Here is a 19,486-nt window from a genome sequence, read left to right as displayed (position 1 = left end):
CATGCCCGTGCGCAAGCTCACCCGCCGTTCGCGTATCCGCGAGGGCCTGCCGTATCCGCTGGGCGCCACCTGGGACGGCCTGGGGGTGAACTTCGCCCTGTATTCGGCGCACGCCACCAAGGTGGAGCTGTGCCTGTTCGACGATCGCGGCCGCGAGATCGAACGCATCGCCCTGCCCGAGTACACCGACGAGATCTGGCACGGCTACCTGCCCGACGCGCGCCCCGGCCAGCTCTATGGCTACCGCGTGTACGGTCCGTACGCGCCCGACGCCGGGCACCGCTTCAATCCCAACAAGCTGCTGCTCGACCCCTACGCCAAGCAACTGGTCGGCGAACTGAAATGGGCGCCGGCCCTGTTCGGCTACACCATCGGCCACAAGGATGCCGACCTCAGCTTCGACCGCCGCGACAGCGCCGCCTACATGCCCAAGTGCGCGGTGATCGATCCGGCCTTCACCTGGGGCAAGGACCAGCGCCCGCAGACGCCGTGGGACAGCACGGTGATCTACGAGACCCACCTGCGCGGCACCACCATGCGCCACCCCTCGGTTCCCGAGGCCTGGCGCGGCACCTTCTCCGGGCTGAAGGTGGACGAGGTGGTCGAGCACATCAAGCGCCTGGGCATGACCGCGGTGGAACTGCTGCCGGTGCACGCCTTCGTCGACGACGAATACCTGCTCAAGCAGGGCCTGCGCAATTACTGGGGCTACAACACCATCGGCTTCTTCGCCCCGCACCCGCGCTACATGGCCACGCGCACGGTGTCCGAGTTCAAGCAGATGGTGGCCCGGCTGCACAGCGCCGGGCTGGAAGTGATCCTGGACGTGGTCTACAACCACACCGCCGAAGGCAACGAACTGGGGCCGACGCTGTCGTTCAAGGGCATCGACAACGCCAGCTACTACCGCCTGGCCGAGGACCGCCGCTTCTACATCAACGACACCGGCACCGGGAACACCTTCGACCTGACCAATGCCGGCGCGCTGCGCATGGTCAACGACTCGCTGCGCTACTGGGTGTCGGAGATGCACGTGGACGGGTTCCGCTTCGACCTGGCCACCATCCTCGGCCGCGAGCACCACGGCTTCGACCCCAAGGGCGGCTTCCTCGACGCCTGCCGCCAGGACCCGCTGCTGAGCCAGGTCAAGCTGATCGCCGAGCCGTGGGACGTCGGCCCTGGCGGCTACCAGGTCGGCGGCTTCCCGCCGGGCTGGTCGGAGTGGAACGACAAGTTCCGCGACAACGTGCGCGCGTTCTGGCGCGGCGACGAAGGCCAGCTGGCCGAACTGGCCACGCGCCTGACCGGCTCGGCCGACCTGTTCCACCACCGTGGCCGCCGCCCCACCGCCTCGGTCAACTTCGTCACCGCCCACGACGGCTTCACCCTGCACGACCTGGTCAGCTACGCGCACAAGCACAACGAGGCCAACGGCGAGCACAACCGCGACGGCTCGGACAACAACATCTCCGCCAACTACGGCGTGGAAGGCGAGACCGACGACGAGCAGATCAACGCGCTGCGCCTGCGGCAGATGCGCAACATGCTCGCCACCCTGCTGCTGTCGCAGGGCACGCCGATGCTGCTGGCCGGCGACGAGTTCGGCCGCAGCAAGGGCGGCAACAACAACACCTACTGCCAGGACAACGAACTGACCTGGCTGAACTGGGAAGCCGGCCCGCGCGCGCATCAGCTCAGCGCGTTCGTCTCGCGCCTGACCCACCTGCGCGCGCACTACCCGCTACTGCACCGCGCACGCTTCTTCGACGGCGTCTACGACGAGGAACTGGGCATCAAGGACGTGACCTGGCTGGCCCCGGACGGCGAGGAGATGACCGAAGCCTCCTGGCACGACCCGCACGCCCGCGCGCTGATGATGCGCCTGGACGGCCGCGCCCCATCCAGCGGCCTGCGCCAGGCCGCGTCCAACGTGACCCTGCTGATGATCGTCAACGGCGCGGTCGAGGACGTCCCGTTCACCCTGCCGCTGGTCGAAGGCGAACACTGGCGCGTGCTGATCGACACCGCCGAACGCAACGGCGAACACGGCCTGCCCGGCGGTTCGCAATGGCACGGCATCGGCCGCTCGCTGACCCTGCTGGCCGCCGAGCGCGACAGCAAGTCCACGGCCGCGCATCACCGCAATGCGGATGCGCCGACGGCGTGAGCCGATGGAAGCGCCCGGCGATCTGCCGGGCGCTGCGGGTCCGCTCCTACAGAAGGCGGACGTTGCGAGCTGTCATCCGTAGGAGCGGTTTCAGCCGCGACCAGAGATCGATGGAACTCAGATACCGCCGTGCCGCGCAGCTGCCCACCGCAAGCGGCCGCACCGATAACGCCTCCGGCAGCCACTGAGGGGGCTCACTGGCGCCCACCCCGCTCCACATACGGCCGCGCTTGCAGGATCACCACCTCGTCGCCGACCACCGCCCACTCGATGTCCTGGTCGGCGCCGCCCAGCGCCTGCTTGGTCATCGCGCCGACCTTGGCCAGTCGCGCGATGAGGGCATCGGTCAGTACCTGGCGGGTGCCGACGATCGGCACCTCGCGGACGCCGCCGGCGGCGTTGGCCACGAGCTGGGTGTCCTCGGCCGAGCGGCTCAGCACCTGCACCGCCTTGGACCAGCTCGAATACATCACCTGTTCGGCCTGGCGCTTGCCCTCGACCACGCGGATGCCCAGGCCGCGCTTGGCCGAAATGTAGGTGACGTGGCGGCGCGCGGCATCGAAGGGATCGCGGGTGATCATCACCCCGGAGCTGTCAGACGGCGCGGCCAGCTGCACCAGCACCGCCATGGCCACCGCGTCCTGTGGCAGGCCGGCGGCGGCGCGCGCTTCGTAGGCCTCGAAGTTGTACACCGACGCCCACACCGTCTGCACCGCCTTGGCCAAGGCGTCGGCACTGGTGACGTTGGGCACGGTGGTGTACAGGCCGGCGCCGCTGAAGCCGGGCAGATCCTCGGAGTTGGACGAGCTGCGCACGAACACGCCGGCGCCGTGCAGTTGCCCCTGCCAATGCGTCTCCAGCGCGCGCACGAAGGCGGGATCGGGCGCGGCGTCGGCGATCTCGGCACGCAGGGTCGCCAGCGCGGCGCGACGCACCTCCGCATCGGTGGCGAAGCCGGGGCGTCGCTGCAGATCGCGCAGGCGCTGGTCGACCTGCAGGCGCTGCAGCGTCGCCTGGTAGAACGCGAACGGAATGCAGAAGCCGTCCGGCACGCGCGCGGCCGGTGGCAGCACCGCTTTCAGCGTGCCGAGATTGGCGGCCTTGGTCCCGCAGGCGCGGCTGTCGCGTGCGCGCAGCGCCGCCAGCGGCTGGAGCGCGACCACGCTCAGGTCCGGACGCGGCAGCGCGCGGGCCGCGGTGCGGGGAGCGGCAGCGGGTGCGGCCGTCGGCGGACCCGCCAGCGCTGTCACCCGGTAGTCGTTGTGGGTGACGTCCAGTTGCACCCAGCGCCCGTCGTACTGGCGCAACGCCGCCTGCGCATCGCGCACGTACACGTTGGGAATGCCCCAGCCCTTGGCCAGCAGGTTGACGTGCGACAACAGCGTGGACGGGCGCTGCGTGACCAGGCCGGCGACCGGTGCCAACGCGATCGGCACCTCGTCCAGCACCGGGATATCGCGCGGCGACAGGGCACGGAACTGCGCCTCCGAACGCACGATGCGCAGCCGTCCCTCGGCATGGCCGGTGTTCAACGGCAGGAAGCGCTGCTCGCGCAGCAGCGCTTCCTGTGTCACGAAGGCCAACCCGGCGGACTTGGCCACCTGTTCGTGCAGCGTGGAGTTGGTCTTGAACCGCAGCGTGTCGAAGAACGACGCGCGCAGGGCGGCATCGGTCTGCTGCAACAAGGGCGCGGTAAGGACGTCGCCCTCCCAGAACTCGTAGGTGTAGCCCGGCAGATCCTGCTGCCAGCTCAGGGTGCCGAACAGGAAGCGGCGCTGCGGATCGCGGTACTGCGCCTTCAGCACCGCCTTGCCCATGCCCGGCGCCAGGCGCTGGCGCACGAATTGCTCGTGCAGCGCGAAGCGCGGGGTGTTGAGGTAGTAGACGCGTCCACCCTGCTGCCGGTCGATCACGAACAGCAGATGCGGCAGCTCCAGCGCGGTGCCGGCGTTGTAGACCCGCGCGAGCTGCAGGAACTGCGCACGGCTGTCCAGGCGCGGCAGGGAATCCGGTCCCGTCGCCGGCTGCACGGTGGCATTGCTGCCAGGGCGTTGCTCGTAGGCCGACGGCTTGCGCGCGGTCTGCGCCAGCGTGGGCGCCACCTGCCACAGCAGCGCGAAAAGGACACACCACGCCGACACGCGTGGCCACGAAAGGGACGGACGGGCTCGATCCATGATGCCGGTTCGGGAGGGCGACGAGCGCGGATCATACGCCAGCGCCTGCGCGTTGGCTGCGCGGCCAGGCGCTGCCGGGCATGGTTCGGCGTTTGCCGCCGCCGCGGGCCGTTGGGATGACGGGGGAGAATGACATCCGTTGCGGACAGCTCCATCAGTCCGTCCTTTCGGTATCGTTGACCGACAGAACGCTGCGCAGCCGCGTGCGGTCCCGCCACATGCCTGCCCGCGACCTGACGCACCTCGCCCCAGCCAGGAGTCCGCATGCCGCTGTATCCCCTGTTCGCCGACCTGGCCGGACGCCGCGTGCTGGTCGTCGGCGGCGGCGAGGTGGCGATGCGCAAGATCGAGGCGCTGCTGCACGCCGGCGCCGACGTGCTGGTGTACGCGCACGCGCTCAACCCCACCGTGGCGCAGTGGCTGGCGCAGGGCCGCCTGCAGCGCGCCGACGGCGCCTTCGACCCGCAGTGGCTGGACGAGGCCTGGCTGGTGGTGGCGGCCACCGACGACGACGCGTTCAACCGGCAACTGGCCGAACAGGCCGGGGCGCGGCGCAAGTGGGTCAACGTGGTCGACGACGCCGCGCTGTCGACGTTCCAGGTGCCGGCGATCATCGATCGCGACCCGCTGTTGATCGCGATCTCCTCCAGCGGTGCGGCACCGATGCTGGCGCGGCGCCTGCGCGAGCGCTGGGAAACCGAACTGGACCATTCCTACGCCGAACTGGCGCAACTGTTCGCGCGCCACCGCGCCGCCATCCGCGCGCGCCTGCCGGACCTGCCGCAGCGCCGCCGCTGGTTCGAACAGGTACTGGAGGGACCGGTGCAGACCCTGCTGCAGAGCGGCCAGCGCGATGCCGCCGAACAGGCCTTCGCCGAAAGCCTGCAGCGCAGCGACGCGGTGCCGCGGCAGGGCAGCGTGTGGCTGGTCGGCACCGGCAATGGCGACCCCGGCGCACTGACGCTGAAGGCGCTGCGCGCGCTCAACCAGGCCGACCTGCTGCTGGTCGGTGCGCAGGTCAGCGCGGCGGTGCTGAGCCTGGCGCGTCGCGATGCCAGCCGCCAGCCGCTGCCGGACGATCCGGCAGCGCACCTGGCGCTGCTGATCGAACAGGCGCAGGCCGGGCAGCGCGTGGTCAGCCTGCTGCCGGGCGATGCGTTCCGGCAGGCACCGCACGTGGCGCTGGCGGCGCACTTGGCCGCCGCCGGGATCGCCTGCGAGGTGGTGCCCGGGGTGACGCCGGACTGACGCCTACGTCGGCAGCGGCGGCACCGGTTCCGCGTCCGAACGCTCGCGCTTCGCCGTCACCAGGTGCTTGCGCATGCCCACCCACAACGCCAGCGACAGCAGCGAGATGCCGCCCAGCAGCAGGAATGCGGCGCGATAGCCGAACCCCTGTGCGATCCAGCCGCCCAGTGCCGGGCTCAGCGCCGCGCCGACGCCCTGCATCGTCATCACCGCGCCCTGCCCCACGTTGACCCGGCCGGTGCCCTGCAGCAGGTGCGCCACCAGCGCCGGCACCGCCACGCTCTGCAGGCCGGCGCCGACGCCGTCGAGGATCTGCACCGGGAACACGCCCCAGGTGTGGATGACGCTGGCGGCGATCAGTCCGCGCAGCGGCAGCGCCAGGAAGGTCAGCAGCAGCACCCACCAGTGCCCGCGCACGCGGATCAGCCGCATCGCCAGCAGCGAGGCGAGCACCATCGTGGACTGGGCGACGATGATGGTGGTGGCGGTCAGCGCGTTGGGGTCGCCCTGGTGCGCGGCCACCACGGCCATGCCGTACAGCGGCAGCATCGCCGCATTGCCAAGGTGGAACAGCGCCAGCGCCGCGGCCAAGACCAGCAAGGGCTTGCAGGTCAGCAGCACCGACCAGCCGCTGACGTGCGTACCGTGGTCGTCCTCGGCCTCGGCCATGCCGCGCGCCGCACGGTGATCGATGGCGTCGCGCGGAATCATCAACACCGAGACGATCGCCAGCACGCCGAAGCAACCGGTCAGCACGAACACCGCGCCGAAACCGAATTTCCAGCCGAGCAAGCCCGCCAGCGCCGCGGCCACCACGTTGCCGGCGTGGCTGCCGACCTGGTTGCGCGCGATCTGGTGATCGAAGCCGGCCTGGCGCACCAGGCCCAGGGTGATGCCGGAGAGGGCCGGTCCCAGCGCGGCGGCGGCGAGCGCGGTCATCACCTGCGCGGCGATGACGCCGGGCAGCGTCGGCGACCACCACAGCAGCGCCGAGGCCAGCAGGATCATGCTGCAGCCGACCACCACGATGCTGCGCTTGCGCTTGGTCGCATCGACCAGCGCGCCGCCTGGCGTGGTGGCGAGCATGCCGACAATGCCGCCGGCGGTCATTACCGAGCCGATCGCGCCGAGCGACCAGCCCTTGGATTGCAGGAACACGCTCAGGAACGGGCCGAGCCCGTCCTGCACGTCGGCCATGGTGAAGTTGAGCGCTTCCAGCGCGCGCGTGCCGCGCGGGCGCTTGCCAGCGCCGCTCATGCGCGCACCGCCGACGAGCGCGGCGACAAGGACAGGAGTGCGTGGTGCTGCGCAGGCGCGACGGGCGGCATGACGGTGTCCTGGATGAGCGCGGGAAACACAGGCGCGGCGGTGGCCAGGGGCACACCGCCGCGACGACTCGGAACTCAGTGGGGCTTGGGCTTCGGTTTCGGCTTGGGCCCGTCCTTCGGCGCAGCATCATCCGCATGCGCGTGCAACGGCTTGTGATGAGGCTTGGGCGGCTTCGGCTTCAACGGCTGCAGCGTCGCGTCGCTGGCGCCCAACGCCTGCGCATGCAGCACCTGGCCATGCGCGGACTCCAGCAATTCGCCCTGCGCCGTCAGCGGCTTGCCGGCGGCGAGCCAGCGCGCCGATTCCGGCACCGCGTGCGGCGGGAAACGCACGATCAGCCCGTCCTCCAGCAGCGCGCCATGCACCTGCCCGTGCGGGCCGTGCAGCAGCCGTGCGATGGTGCCGGCGTGACGCACCGCGTCCTGCGCAGGCTTGTGCTTGGCCGGCGGCTTGGGCTTGGGTGTGTGAGGACCGGCATGCGGACCTTCATCGACGATGCGCGCGGCCCCATCCGGGTCCACCGCCAACGCCACCAGCACATCGGCGCCGCGCGGCTTGAGTCCGCGCACGCCGAGGCCGGCGCCCGGACGCAGCGCCTTCAGCAGTTGCGCCGACAGGTGCGGCGGGGTGTGCACTTCGGTGCCGTCGTCGAACAGCAGACCGTCGACGTCGGCCTTGGGGTTGAGCAGGAAGCGCGCGAGCGTGCCGCGGGTTTCCGGCAGGGAATCGGGATCGACCCAATGCATTGCATTCTCCAGACGAACAAGGGATGCCGGCGGGGGCCGGCAGCGCCCGCCGCGAATGGCGGGCGCAGGGGTCAGGCGCGATGCAGCAGCGCCCGGATCAACGCGGGGCCGGCGGCGGCGGCGGGGCGGCAGGCGCACCCGGCGCGCCCGGCGGCGGCGGAGCCGCCGGCGGCGCAGGCGGGGCCGGCGGCGCGAACACCGCCTGCAGCGAGTTGCGGTCGCGGCCGACCTGAGTGGCTTCCACCGAGCGACCCACCTGGGTCAGCACGCCGAAGCCGTTGACGCTCAGGCGCGCGCCGGGCCGCAGCAACTCGCTGTACTGCACGGCGGCGTGCGGCGGCATGCGCACCACGGTGCCGTCGCTGAGCAGCACGCCAGCGGTGTCGCCGCGCGGGCCATAGACCAGCCGCTCGATGCGGCCATCGGCCTGCAGCGGGGTCAGGGCCGGCGGTGCCGGGGGCGCCGGCGGCGGCGTCATCGGGTTCGGCGGGCGGTCGACCACCTGCTTGCCACTGCGGCGCGCGGTGATGGTGTTGGCCTGCAGCAGCGGCAGGCTGCCCAGGCGATAGCCCTGCACCGAGATCGCATCGCCACGACGTACGGCGGCCTGCAGATCGGCCGACAGGTGCGGCGGGAAGCTCACCTGCGTGCCGTCCATCAGCCACAGGCCATCGACGTCGCCGTTGGGGTTGAGCATGAAACGCTCGACAGTGCCGTCCACGCGCACCGGCGTGGCAGCGACGGGGGCCGCAGGCGGCGGCGGCGGTGCCGGGACGCTGCCGGGCGCCGGCGGGGCGGGAGGTGCGGGCGGCGCCGGCACCTGCGCGGTGGCGGCAGCGGCGGCGGTGGCCAGCACCAGGGACAGAGCGAGTGCGCTACGACGGATCATGGGAGTTCCTCCTGAGCGGCAAGGGGGCGCCGCTCGCAGGAGAGATAAAGCAGAGGCCGTGCCAACTTTTAAGCCATTGATTTTTAAATTAATCGAGTGCCAATCTAGCTTTGGCAGCGTCTCCATTCCATCCACATCTGTCCGCTTTGCGGACAGGTTTGGATGGAAGGGGATTGGGGATTGGGGATTGGTAAAAGCGGGTGCCGCGGCCTGATGTCAGGCGCTTTCACGAATCCCCAATCCCTAATCCCGGCGGCGCGCGCCAGCGCGCCGCCTACAACCCATACTCGTCGAGCTTGCGGTACAGGAGCTGGCGATGGATGCCGAGCCGGCGCGCGGCCTCGGCGCGGTTGCCGTGGGCCTGGGTCAGCGCCGCCTGGATCATCTGCCGTTCCAGTTGCGCGATCGCCTGCGGCAGGGTCAGCGCGTCGGTGTCGAGCGCCGTGGGCGTCTCGGCGGGCTGGGCCAGCAGTTCGTCCAGGTCGTGCGCCTCGACCACCGGCGCACGCACCAGCACCTGGCAGCGCTGCATGGCGTTGCGCAACTCGCGCACGTTGCCAGGCCAGGGATAGGCGCGCAGGCGCGCCTGCGCTGCCGTCGACAGCGTCTGCGGGGTGCTGGCGCCGGCGGCGAGGAAGTGCTGGGCGAGCAGCAGGATGTCGTCGCCGCGCTCGCGCAGCGGCGGCAGTTCGATCGGCACCACGTTGAGCCGGTAGCGCAGGTCGCTGCGGAAACGCCCGGCGTCCACCGCCTGCAGCAGGTCGCGGTGGGTGGCGGCGATCACCCGCACGTCCACCTTCTGTGCGCCGCGCCCGCCCAGCGGCGAGACCTCGCCTTCCTGCAGGAAACGCAGCAGCTTGGCCTGCATCGGCAAGGGCATGTCGCCGATCTCGTCGAGAAACAGGGTGCCGCCATCGGCGTCGCGGATCAGGCCGTTGCGGTCGCTCACCGCGCCGGAGAACGCGCCCTTGCGGTAGCCGAACAGCTCGCTCTCCATCAGCTCGGCGGGAATCGCCGCGCAATTGATCGCCACGAACGGCTGCGCGGCACGCGCGCTGGCACGGTGCAGCGCGCGCGCCGCCAGTTCCTTGCCAGTGCCGGTTTCGCCGGTGATCAGCACCGGCAGGTCGGACGCGGCGGCCAGGCCGATGCGCTTGTGCACGGTGCGCATCGCCGCGCTGTGGCCGAGCAGCGCGTCGTCTTCCTCGGCGGGCATGACCGGCTCGGCCTCCGGCATGGCGTCGCCGCGGCTGCGCAGGGCGCGCTCGACTACCTCGGCGATATCGGCGCGGCCCACCGGCTTGACCAGGTGATCGAAGGCGCCGAGCTTCATCGCCTCGATGGTGTTGCCGCTGGACGCATGCGCGGTGAGCATCACCAGCGGCACGCGCATGGCCTGTGCGTCGTCCTGGCGCGCGCGCATCAGTGCGATGCCGTCCATGCCGGGCATGCGGAAATCGACGAAGGCCAGGTCGAGCCCACCCTCGCCCAGGCGCGCCAGGCCCTCGCGCGGATCGGCCACGGCCACGACGTCGTGGCCGAACGAGCGCAAGGTGGCTTGCAGGGTGCTGAGGAAGGCCAGGTCGTCGTCGATGATCAGGATGCGCGCCATGGCAGCTCCAGACTGAACTCGGTGATGCCGTCGCGGTGCGCGTAGTGTGCCTCGCCGCCATGGGCGCGGGCGATCTCGCGCACCAGCGCCAGGCCCAGGCCGTTGCCGTCGCTGCGGCCGCTGGCGAACGGTTCGAACAGATGCGCGGCCACCGGCGCCGGCACCGGCTCGCCCTGGTTGCGCACGCGCAGGTGCAGCAAGTCGTTCTCGGCCTGCGCCGCCAGGATCACCTCAGTGCCGGGCGCGGCGTGCTGCAGCGCATTGCGCAGCAGGTTGTGCAGGGCGCGCGCAGCCTGCTGCGGATCCAGCATCCACTGCTCTGGCGTCGCTTGCAGGCGCAGCGCGATCGGCGGCGTCTGCCCGTCCCAGTCGGCCGGGTCCAGCAGCGCCTGCAGCCACGGTTGCAGCGCCACCGTCTGCCGGTGCAGGCGGATCGGCTGGACCATGCCGAGCAGGCTTTCCACCACCCCGTCCAGGCGCTGGATCTGCGCCAGCATCAGTTGCGCCTGGGCATCGTCGGCGCCGTCCGCGTGCGCGGCGATCTGGTTTTCCAGCGCCAGGCGCAGGGTCGCGATCGGGTTGCGGATTTCGTGCGCCACGGTCGCGGTCATGCGCCCCAGCGCGGCCAGGCGTTCGTGCCGCGACAGTTCCTCGCCGAGCCGGCGGGTCTCGGCCAGGGCCTGCGCGTTGCGCTGCGCGTAGTCGGTGACCGCGGCGCCGAGCCGATCCAGCTCCGGCGCGCCGGTCTTGGGGATCTGCGGCACCTCGGCCGGCGTCGCCAGGGCCTGCTGGATGCCCTGCAGGCGCTGGCTCCAGCGCCGCACCACCCAGCCCAGCGCCAGCGCCGACACCACCACCAGCGCCAGGATCAGCGCCATCCCCAGCGCCAGCGGCAGACTGGCGGCGGCGTCGCTGGAGGCGACCCGGGTCATGGCCCAGGCCGCAGCATTGCGGTCCAGCGGGCAGGCCGCGATCAGCAGGCTCTCGCGCTGCCCGTCGCGGCGATAGTCCACCGGGTGCTGCGCCTCTACCCCGCGCTGGGCGGTGGACACGATGACGTTGCGCTCGGCCGAGGGCACGTCGGTCTTGTGCTCGCTGCCGTCGTACGTCGGATAGGCATAGGCGACGAAGCCGCGCTGGCGGTCCCAGAAGCCGCCTTCCACGCCGGCGGCATCGGCCAGCACCAGCTGCGACACCACCGCCGCCAGGCCGGTGCCGTCGCTGCCGTGGGCGGCGGCGCTGGCGCCGTTGTAGCGCTGCACCATGCGCGTGCACACTTCCCGCAACCCGGTCTGCGCGCGTTCGCTGCGCACGCCCTCGCTGTGCCGGTACAGCCCGACCAGCACCACCGCCATGCCCACGCAGGCGGCGACGATGACGATCCAGATCAGCAGCAGTTGCCGCAGCAGCGAACGGGGCATGGACGTCCTTGGGCGCAACGGAAGAGGCGGAACGAACCGCGGCGATCGTAACCGCGCCGCGGTGCCTGCGGCGACTCAGCGCAGGTTGGTCTTGACCAGTTCCAGCACCTCGTCGCCGCGTCCGCTCATCACCGCGCGCAGCAGGTACAGGCCCATGCCCTTGGCCTGTTCCAGCTTGACCGCCGGCGGGATCGCCAGTTCCTGGCTGGCCACGCGCACGTCCACCAGCGCCGGGCCGGGATGCGCGAACGCCTCGCGCAGGGCCGGCTCCAGTTGCGCCGATTCGTCCACGCGCAGGCCCAGGATGCCCATGGCGTTGCTCATCGCGGCGAAGTCCGGATTGCTCAGGTCGGTGCCGGTGTCCAGATAGCCGGCCGACTTCATTTCCATCGCCACGAAGCCCAGCGAGCCGTTGTTGTAGACCACCACCTTCACCGGCAGGCCGAGCTGGGCCAGGGTGATGAAGTCGCCCATCAACATGGTGAAACCGCCATCGCCGGACAGCGAGATCACCTGCCGGCGCGGGAACTGCGCCTGCGCGCCCAACGCCTGCGGCATCGCATTGGCCATCGAGCCGTGGTTGAACGAGCCGAGCAGGCGGCGCTGGCCGTTCATGGTCAGATAGCGCGCCGCCCACACCGTCGGCGTGCCGACGTCGCAGGTGAAGATCGCATCGGCGTCGGCCAGCGCATCGACCATGCGCGTGACGAACTGCGGATGCAACGGCTCGCCAGGGGCCGAGGCCACGGCCAGGTCGTCCAGGCCCTCGCGCGCCTTGCGGTAGTGAGCCAGCGACTTCTCCAGGAAGCCGCGGTCCTCGCGACGCTGCAGGCGCGGCAGCAGCGCGGCGATGGTCTCGCGCACGTCGGCGGCGATGCCCAGTTGCAGCGGCGTGCGCCGCCCCAGCGCGGCCGGGTCGTTGTCGACCTGCACGATGGTGGCGTCCTTGGGATAGAACTGCCGGTACGGGAAATCGGTGCCGAGCATCAGCAGCGTGTCGCAGTTGAGCATGGCCTGGTAGCCGGAACTGAAGCCGATCAGGCCGGTCATGCCGACGTCGAACGGGTTGTCCCATTCCACATGTTCCTTGCCGCGCAGCGCATGCACGATCGGCGCGCCGAGCGCGTCGGCCAGCGCCACCACCTCGTCGTGCGCGCCGGCACAGCCGCTGCCGCACAGCAAGGTGGTGGCCTTGCTCGCCTGCAGCAGATCGGCCAGCTTCGCCACGTCGGCGTCGGCCGGCAGGATGCGCGGGGTGGCCAGCGCCGGCCACGTCGTCGGCGTGCCCTTGGGCATTTCCTGCAGGGCGACGTCGCCGGGAATCACCACCACCGCCACGCCGCGGCGCAGGATCGCCGTGCGCATCGCCCGCTGCAGCACTTCCGGCATCTGCGCTGGGTTGGTCACCAGTTCGACATAGTGGCTGCACTCGCGAAACAGTTCCTGCGGGTGGGTTTCCTGGAAATAGCTCAGGCCGATCTCCGAGGACGGAATGTGCGCGGCGATCGCCAACACCGGCTGGTGGCTGCGGTGGCAATCGAACAGGCCGTTGATCAGATGCAGGTTGCCCGGCCCGCAACTGCCGGCGCACACCGCCAGCTTGCCGCTGACCGCGGCTTCGGCGCCGGCGGCGAAGGCGGCCACTTCCTCGTGGCGCACGTGCATCCACTCGATGCTGTCCATCTGCCGCAGCGCGTCGGTCAAGCCGTTGAGGCTGTCGCCGGTCACGCCCCAGATCCGCTCCACGCCCGCGCTGTGCAGGGTTTCGGCGAGCAGGCGAGCCATGGTCTGCTTGGACATACGTGCTGATCTCCGGGTGGGGAGCGGCATGGTCGCATCGTGCGCGTTACCGACGCGTGGCGCAGCAGATGCACGCCCGTACCTGCCGCCCCCATGTTCAGCGCACGGTGCGGCTAGTCTTCGCCGCGTGCAGCGGCAGCATCGTGCGCCGCATCGCCATCGTCCTCGTGATAGCGGCCGGGCGTGGCGGCCTTGCCGTGTGCGCCGCCGGCATGCTCGCCGGTGGCGCCGTAGGTGCCGGCCTGGCCGAGGTTGGGCTGGCTGCGCCCGCTGCGGTCATCGCCGTGGTCCTGCGGTGTCCGTGCGTGCGGCGACGGCATGGGCTGCGACGGCACGCCGCTGTCGGACGACATATCGCCTTGCGTGCCGCGGTAGGCAGCCTGGCGGACATCGTGCGTGCCGGTGGGAGGTGAAGTGCGCTGCGCCAAGACGATCTCCTGCAGAAGCCTGGAAACGCGTCACGCTAGGCCGGCAGGTGTTAGCCAACCCGCAAGGCGCCATGAAGAGCACGCCAGCAAGCACTGCGCTGCGAATCCGCACCACCACGCCGCACGCACGCGACCTGCACGCCTGCGCCACCCGCGCTGGCCGACGCTGGCCGTTCCTTCCGCATTGGAGCCCTGCGATGTCCGGTCTACTCTGGAAACTTGCGCTGGCCGGCACGGCTTACGCCGCCATCCGCGCCTATCGCCGCAACACCCACACCACCATGGCCGACGCGGCCTCGTCCATGCCACCAGCCGAACTGGATGACGGCCGGGCCACGCCGCCGCATGGCGACACCCTGCAGGGCGCCGAGCGCGCCTCGACGACTGCGACCACAGACGATCCTGACGGCGCCGTGCCGGCCTGATCCCTGCAACGCGCAGCGGCGTGTCGCGCGCTCGCCGCCGACACGCTGCTGCGCGTTGCAGGGGTGTGGGCGTCAGCTCAACCTTTGGGGCGATCGTGGGTTTCGCGGCCATCGCCGTGGCGCGCATTGCGCGCACGCAGTTCCTCGCTGGCCTTGCGCGCCAGTTCCTCGTATTGCTTGCGGATCTCTTCCAGCCGCTTCTCGTCCAGCTCTTCCAGATCCAGCAGCTCGTTGTTGGCCTTGGCGCTGACCCGGATCAGCTCGTCGAGCTTGATCTGCATCGCCGCGGTGTCGGCGTTCTGGGTGTGCTGGATCAGGAACACCATCAGGAAAGTGATGATGGTGGTGCCGGTGTTGATGACCAGTTGCCAGGTGTCGTTGAAGCCGAACACCGGGCCGCTGAGGCCCCACACCAGCACGATGCATAGCGCGATGCAGAAGGTCCAGGGCGTGCCGGCGGCATACGACGCCTTCTTGGCGACGACGTTGAACAGCTTGGCAGGTTTCATCGCAGGCCCTCGCTCGACGGAAGACGCCTGCACCGCCGCCGGCGTCTGCAGGCGGCTAAGGATGATCGACAGCCTCCCGTGAGCGAGGCGTGCATATCGCGCCAGCGCCGGGCCAATGAAAAAGGCGGGGTCGCCCCCGCCTTTTGCTTGACCTGTGCGCGAGGCTCAGCCGGCCTGCTGCGTCGCCGGCTGCAGCGCCCGCACCGGGCGCGGCCGGCTCGGGAAGGCGTGGCGCAGGATCCGCCACACCACCTGGCCGAACTGCCTGGGCAGCGAGCCGGTGTTGTAGTGCTGGCCGTAGCGCGCGCAGATCTCGCGCACCTGCACCGCCAGCGCCGCATAGCGGTTGGCCGGCACGTCCGGGAAGAAATGGTGCTCGATCTGGTGGCTGAGGTTGCCCGACAGCACGTTCAGCAGCTTGCCGCCGGCCAGGTTGGACGAACCACGCAGTTGCCGCAGGTACCAATGGCCGCGCGACTCGTTCTTGATCGACTCCTTGGGGAAGGTCTCGGCATCGGCGGTGAAGTGGCCGCAGAAGATGATCACGAAGGTCCAGATGCTGCGCAGCACGTTGGCAACCAGGTTGCCCAGCAGCACCGGCAGGAAGAACGGGCCAGCCAGCGCCGGAAACAGGATGTAGTCCTTGAAGATCTGCCGGCCCATCTTGCGCCCGACCGGCAGGAAGGTCCGCTTCAATTCGCCGCGCTTCATCTTGCCGGCCAGCCAGCGGCCCAGGCGCAGGTCCTGAATCGCCACGCCCCATTCGAACAGCAGCGCGAACACCACCGCGATGAACGGCTGCGCCAGGTAGAACGGGCGCCAGCGCTGCTCGGGAAAGATGCGCAGCAGGCCATAGCCGATGTCGTCGTCCATGCCGCGCACGTTGGTGTAGGTGTGGTGCTTGAAGTTGTGCGTCTTGCGCCAGTTGTCGCCGGTGGCGACGATGTCCCACTCGTAGGTGTTGCCGTTCAGGTGCGCATCGCCCATCCAGTCGTACTGGCCATGCATCACGTTGTGGCCCAGCTCCATGTTCTCCAGGATCTTGGACAGGGTCAGCAGCAGCACGCCGGCGATCCACGCCGGCACCAGCACGCTGTGCACGAAGGCACCGAGGAACAGCAACCCACGGCCGGCCACGCCGGTGTAGCGCACCGCGGCGACGATGCGGCGGATGTAGCGCGCGTCGCGCGCGCCCAGGTCGGCCAGGGTGCGCATGCGCAGCGCATCCAGTTCGTCGCCGAAGGTCTGCAGTTCGGCCGGGGTGAGTGCGCGGTTGCGGGGAGCCGCCATGGGGAAGTCCTTCAGAGGTCCAGGGTCAGGTCGCTGCTGGCGCTGTTGACGCACAGCTTCAGCGAACCGGGTTCGGCGGCGTGGGCGCCGCTGAGCAGATCACGGGTGATGCCGGCCTGCTTGCCGCAGGCGCAGCTGTTGCAGATGCCCATGCGGCAGCCGTGCTTGGGCCGCAGGCCTTCGGCTTCCAGCGCGGTGAGCAGCGACTGGCCGCGCGGCAGCTGCAGCACGCGGCCGCTGCGCGCCAGGGTCACCGCCACGGTGCCCTGTTCGACATCGGCCGGGGCCGGTGGCGGGCTGAACGCTTCGGCCTGGAAGCGGGCCACGCGGTGCTGCAGGCGCGCGCGCGCCGCCTGCACGAAGCCGCCCGGGCCGCAGGCCAGCACCTGCGCCTGCCCCAGGTCGCCCAGGGTATCCAGCGGCAGCGTGTCCACGCGCGGCGCCGGCGTTTCGCCCTCGCCGGTGATGGCCAGGTGCAGGCGGAAACGCGGATGCGTCGCGGCCAGCGCCTGCAGTTCGTCGCGGAAGCAGACCTGGTCGTGGCGCCGCGCCCAGTACAGCAGGTCGACGTCGGCCGGCATGCCGGCATCGGCCAGTTGCCGCAGCAGCGCACGCATCGGGGTGATGCCGCTGCCGGCGGCCAGCAGCAGCCAGCGGCCGTGCGGCGCGGTCGGCAGCACCATCTCGCCATAGGCCTGGCCGAGTTCGAACACCTCGCCGATGCGCGCCGCGCCGGCCAGGTACTGGCTGACCCGGCCGCCGTCGACGGTCTTGACCGTGATCGCCAGGCGCCCGCCCGGCAACGGCGTGGGACTGTAGCTGCGCAGCAACCGGCGGCCGTCGATTTCCACGCCCAGCTCCACGTGCTGGCCGGCACGCAGGCCGCGCCAGTGGCGGTTGGGCTGCAGCACCAGGGTCACCGCGTCGCTGCTGGCGGCCTCGCGCTGCACCAGCCGGGCGCGCGGGCGCTGCCAGGTCCACAGCGGATGCAGGCGGGTGGACCAGAAATCGAACACGTCCGGCTTGACCCAGGCGCGCAGGGCGCGGGCGGCGGGGCGGAGCTTGGCGGGACGTCGGGCAGCATTCATGGGGTCCACTATACAGATGAAGATACAGATGTCTATACAGTTGTGCATTCAGCAATGGCGTTATCATCCCCCATTGCCTGGCCCGGTCTGCCCATGACGACGCTCTCCCCTCCCCCGTCCGCGGACACGCCGAACGCCCGCAAGGGCGCGATCTCGCGCGAGGACCTGCTGGCCGCGGCGCTGAAGCTGATCGGGCCGCACCGCAGCGTGTCCACGCTGAGCCTGCGCGAGGTGACCCGCGAGGCCGGCATCGCCCCCAACAGCTTCTACCGCCAGTTCCGCGACATGGACGAGCTGGCGGTGGCGCTGATCGACCTGGCCGGCAGCTCGCTGCGCACCATCATCGGCCAGGCGCGGCAGCGTGCCGCCGGCAATCGCCGCAGCATCATCCTCAGTTCCGTGGAGACTTTCATGGAACAGTTGCGCGCCGACGACAAGCTGCTGCACGTCCTGTTACGCGAGGGCACGGTCGGCTCGGACGCGTTCAAGCATGCGGTGGACCGCGAGCTGAACTATTTCGAGGACGAACTGCGGGTGGACCTGATCCGCCTGGCCGCGCTGGAAGGCGCGCCGCTGCACGAACCAGCGCTGGTCTCCAAGGCGATCACCCGGCTGGTGTTCGCGATGGGCGCCACCGCGATGGACCTGCCGCCGGAGAAGGATCCGGAACTGATCCGGCAGATCACCGCGATGCTGCGCATGATCATCGTCGGCGCGCGCACGCTCGCCGCCGGCTGAGTTCGCGGCGCCGCGGCGTCGCTCCCGCAGACAGTGACCGGCACGGGCGCTTGCCCGCATCGTGACATGCCGCCGACATGGCCTTGGCCCCGGCTTTACCTGCGCCTGCCCACCCTCGTTGGACACTCCCCCAACAAGGCATGCACATGGCCGTTCCAAACTATCCGTCGCCGCCGTTCAAGGCGCAGCAGCAATCCTTTCCCGGCAAGACCCAGGCCATGGATCCGAAACCGGATCATGGCGAAGACAGCTATGTCGGCCACGGCCTGCTGCAGGGCAAGCGCACGCTGATCACCGGCGGCGACAGCGGCATCGGCGCCGCGGTGGCGATCGCCTATGCGCGCGAGGGCGCCGACGTCGCCATCGCCTATCTGCCCGATGAGCAGGACGACGCCGAACGCATTGCCAAGCTGGTGGAGGATGCCGGCGTGCGCGTGCTGCTGCATCCCTGCGACATCAGCGACCGCGCGCAGGCCGAGACGTTGATCAAGACCGTGGCCGACGCCTTCGGCGGCCTCGACGTGCTGGTCAACAACGCGGCCTACCAGCGCTATTTCCATAGCTTCGACGAGATCACCCTCGACGAGTGGGAAAAGACCTTCGCCACCAACGTGCATGCGCCGTTCCATCTGGTGCGGCTGGCGCTGCCGCACATGCCCGAGGGCGGGTCGATCATCAACACCGCCTCGGTGAACTCGAAGAAGCCCACGCCCAACATCCTGCCGTACTCGGCCACCAAGGGCGCGCTGGCCAACCTGACCATCGGCCTGGCCGGCCTGCTCGCCGAGAAGAAGATCCGCGTCAACGCGGTGCTGCCGGGCCCGATCTGGACTCCGTTCATTCCCACCGGCATGGATGAGGAATCGGTGCGCACCTTCGGCGAGCAGACGCCGTTCGGCCGTCCTGGCCAGCCGGCGGAACTGGCCTCGGCCTATGTGCTGTTGGCTGCGGATACCTCGAGCTATACGTCGGGCACGTTGCTGACCATCTCGGGTGGCGCGGTGACGCTGTAAGGCCGGGAATCGTAAGGGGGGAATCGGGAATGGGAAAAGCGCTGCGGGCTTGCGGCGCTGTAGGTGCGGCTCTGGCCGCGAGAGGCTTTCTCCTGATGTTGTCGCTGTGATGCTCACGCAAGCACACGCATCGCCTGCTGCTGTCTCGTTAGCAGGCCACAGATCCAGCGTACTCCCCTCTTCAGGAGCGGCTTCAGCCGCGACAGGCCTTCATGGGAATACCTGTCGCGGCTAAAGCCGCTCCTTGTATCTGGACATGTCGCCCCTAAACAGGCGTCATGTCTTCCGACTGATCATCGGAGGAGGTGCGGGAGGTCCAGTCGCTCCTAAAGCTTCGAGCTTGCATCGTAGATCGGCTCCGCCCTCCACATGCTGGCCCTTGTGTGTCCGAACGGTATCCAGAGTCCGCCCGCGGGCGTGAACTCGCATCGACAAGGCAGGACCGGGCCCAGCGCCGATCATGACCCTGACACGATGGAGGAATCGCCTATGTCTGCCGTCATCGGCATCGACGTCGCCAAACGCAGTTTCGATGTGGCCATCGAGCTGACCAATGGCAAGCACCGTACCAAGGCCAAGTTGTCCAACGATGCCAAGGGCTTCCAG

16 protein-coding genes and 1 pseudogene are annotated in these 19,486 nt (G+C 70.0%); 6 read left to right on the top strand and 11 right to left on the bottom strand.

The features are described 5' to 3' along the window. Position 1: 1 nt before the first annotated feature. Positions 2–2,167 (top strand): glycogen debranching protein GlgX, encoded by a 2,166-nt coding sequence (glgX, locus tag CEK65_RS14145; RefSeq protein WP_017915232.1) that lies wholly within the window; start codon positions 2–4, stop codon positions 2,165–2,167. A 194-nt stretch (positions 2,168–2,361) separates the two neighbouring features. Here glgX and CEK65_RS14140 read toward each other — a convergent pair whose 3' ends face one another. Beyond that, positions 2,362–4,344: a PEP/pyruvate-binding domain-containing protein gene (locus CEK65_RS14140; protein WP_226980580.1), complete on the bottom strand. Its 1,983-nt coding sequence runs from the start codon at positions 4,342–4,344 to the stop codon at positions 2,362–2,364. A gap of 264 nt (positions 4,345–4,608) precedes the next feature. Here CEK65_RS14140 and CEK65_RS14135 point away from each other — a divergent pair, with 264 nt between their 5' ends. After that, positions 4,609–5,592 carry an NAD(P)-dependent oxidoreductase gene (locus CEK65_RS14135; protein ID WP_152182134.1) on the top strand — a complete coding sequence of 328 codons (984 nt, stop codon included), beginning with the start codon at positions 4,609–4,611 and terminating at the stop codon, positions 5,590–5,592. Positions 5,593–5,595: 3 nt separating this feature from the next. Here CEK65_RS14135 and CEK65_RS14130 read toward each other — a convergent pair whose 3' ends face one another. The 7 genes from CEK65_RS14130 to CEK65_RS14095 all read right to left on the bottom strand — a co-directional run bounded on the left by CEK65_RS14130 (position 5,596) and on the right by CEK65_RS14095 (position 13,742). Next, positions 5,596–6,849 carry an MFS transporter gene (locus CEK65_RS14130; protein WP_152182133.1) on the bottom strand — a complete coding sequence of 418 codons (1,254 nt, stop codon included), beginning with the start codon at positions 6,847–6,849 and terminating at the stop codon, positions 5,596–5,598. A gap of 146 nt (positions 6,850–6,995) precedes the next feature. Continuing rightward, positions 6,996–7,667, bottom strand: a complete 672-nt coding sequence (locus CEK65_RS14125; protein WP_148827659.1) for a hypothetical protein — start codon at positions 7,665–7,667, stop codon at positions 6,996–6,998. Positions 7,668–7,764: 97 nt separating this feature from the next. Next, on the bottom strand, positions 7,765–8,556 hold the full coding sequence (locus CEK65_RS21020) for a hypothetical protein (protein WP_153750613.1): 792 nt from the start codon (positions 8,554–8,556) through the stop codon (positions 7,765–7,767). 274 nt (positions 8,557–8,830) lie between these two features. Continuing rightward, positions 8,831–10,168 carry a sigma-54 dependent transcriptional regulator gene (locus CEK65_RS14110; RefSeq protein ID WP_152182131.1) on the bottom strand — a complete coding sequence of 446 codons (1,338 nt, stop codon included), beginning with the start codon at positions 10,166–10,168 and terminating at the stop codon, positions 8,831–8,833. Next, on the bottom strand, positions 10,153–11,589 hold the full coding sequence (locus CEK65_RS14105; RefSeq protein ID WP_152182130.1) for a HAMP domain-containing sensor histidine kinase: 1,437 nt from the start codon (positions 11,587–11,589) through the stop codon (positions 10,153–10,155). The genes CEK65_RS14110 and CEK65_RS14105 overlap by 16 nt, the downstream gene beginning before the upstream one ends. Before the next feature lie 75 nt (positions 11,590–11,664). Next, positions 11,665–13,374: a ubiquinone-dependent pyruvate dehydrogenase gene (gene poxB / locus CEK65_RS14100; RefSeq protein WP_026144588.1), complete on the bottom strand. Its 1,710-nt coding sequence runs from the start codon at positions 13,372–13,374 to the stop codon at positions 11,665–11,667. 128 nt (positions 13,375–13,502) lie between these two features. Next, positions 13,503–13,742, bottom strand: coding sequence for a hypothetical protein (locus tag CEK65_RS14095; protein WP_017915689.1), 240 nt, complete (start codon positions 13,740–13,742; stop codon positions 13,503–13,505). Positions 13,743–14,014: 272 nt separating this feature from the next. Here CEK65_RS14095 and CEK65_RS14090 point away from each other — a divergent pair, with 272 nt between their 5' ends. Continuing rightward, positions 14,015–14,242, top strand: coding sequence for a hypothetical protein (locus CEK65_RS14090; RefSeq protein WP_017910124.1), 228 nt, complete (start codon positions 14,015–14,017; stop codon positions 14,240–14,242). Positions 14,243–14,319: 77 nt separating this feature from the next. Here CEK65_RS14090 and CEK65_RS14085 read toward each other — a convergent pair whose 3' ends face one another. The 3 genes from CEK65_RS14085 to CEK65_RS14075 form a co-directional block, all read right to left on the bottom strand. Next, the gene (locus CEK65_RS14085) at positions 14,320–14,751 is read right to left on the bottom strand and encodes a low affinity iron permease family protein (protein ID WP_017910123.1); all 432 of its coding nucleotides are present in this window, start codon (positions 14,749–14,751) and stop codon (positions 14,320–14,322) included. Positions 14,752–14,916: 165 nt separating this feature from the next. Continuing rightward, the gene (locus CEK65_RS14080; protein WP_152182129.1) at positions 14,917–16,041 is read right to left on the bottom strand and encodes an acyl-CoA desaturase; all 1,125 of its coding nucleotides are present in this window, start codon (positions 16,039–16,041) and stop codon (positions 14,917–14,919) included. An 11-nt stretch (positions 16,042–16,052) separates the two neighbouring features. Beyond that, positions 16,053–17,129, bottom strand: coding sequence for a ferredoxin reductase (locus CEK65_RS14075; RefSeq protein WP_152182128.1), 1,077 nt, complete (start codon positions 17,127–17,129; stop codon positions 16,053–16,055). 93 nt (positions 17,130–17,222) lie between these two features. Between CEK65_RS14075 and fabR the strand changes: the two genes are divergently transcribed. The 3 genes and pseudogenes from fabR to CEK65_RS14060 all read left to right on the top strand — a co-directional run. After that, positions 17,223–17,867 carry an HTH-type transcriptional repressor FabR gene (gene fabR / locus CEK65_RS14070; protein ID WP_017912841.1) on the top strand — a complete coding sequence of 215 codons (645 nt, stop codon included), beginning with the start codon at positions 17,223–17,225 and terminating at the stop codon, positions 17,865–17,867. A 146-nt stretch (positions 17,868–18,013) separates the two neighbouring features. Beyond that, entirely contained in the window at positions 18,014–18,880 is an 867-nt protein-coding gene (locus CEK65_RS14065; protein WP_152182127.1) for an SDR family oxidoreductase, read from the top strand. A 489-nt stretch (positions 18,881–19,369) separates the two neighbouring features. Continuing rightward, positions 19,370–19,486 (top strand): annotated as a pseudogene (locus CEK65_RS14060) (IS110 family transposase); the annotation flags it as partial.

The organism is Xanthomonas sp. LMG 12459, from assembly GCF_009192905.1.
Lineage (GTDB): Bacteria > Pseudomonadota > Gammaproteobacteria > Xanthomonadales > Xanthomonadaceae > Xanthomonas_A > Xanthomonas_A sontii.
This window is presented reverse-complemented; position numbering and strand designations above follow the sequence as displayed.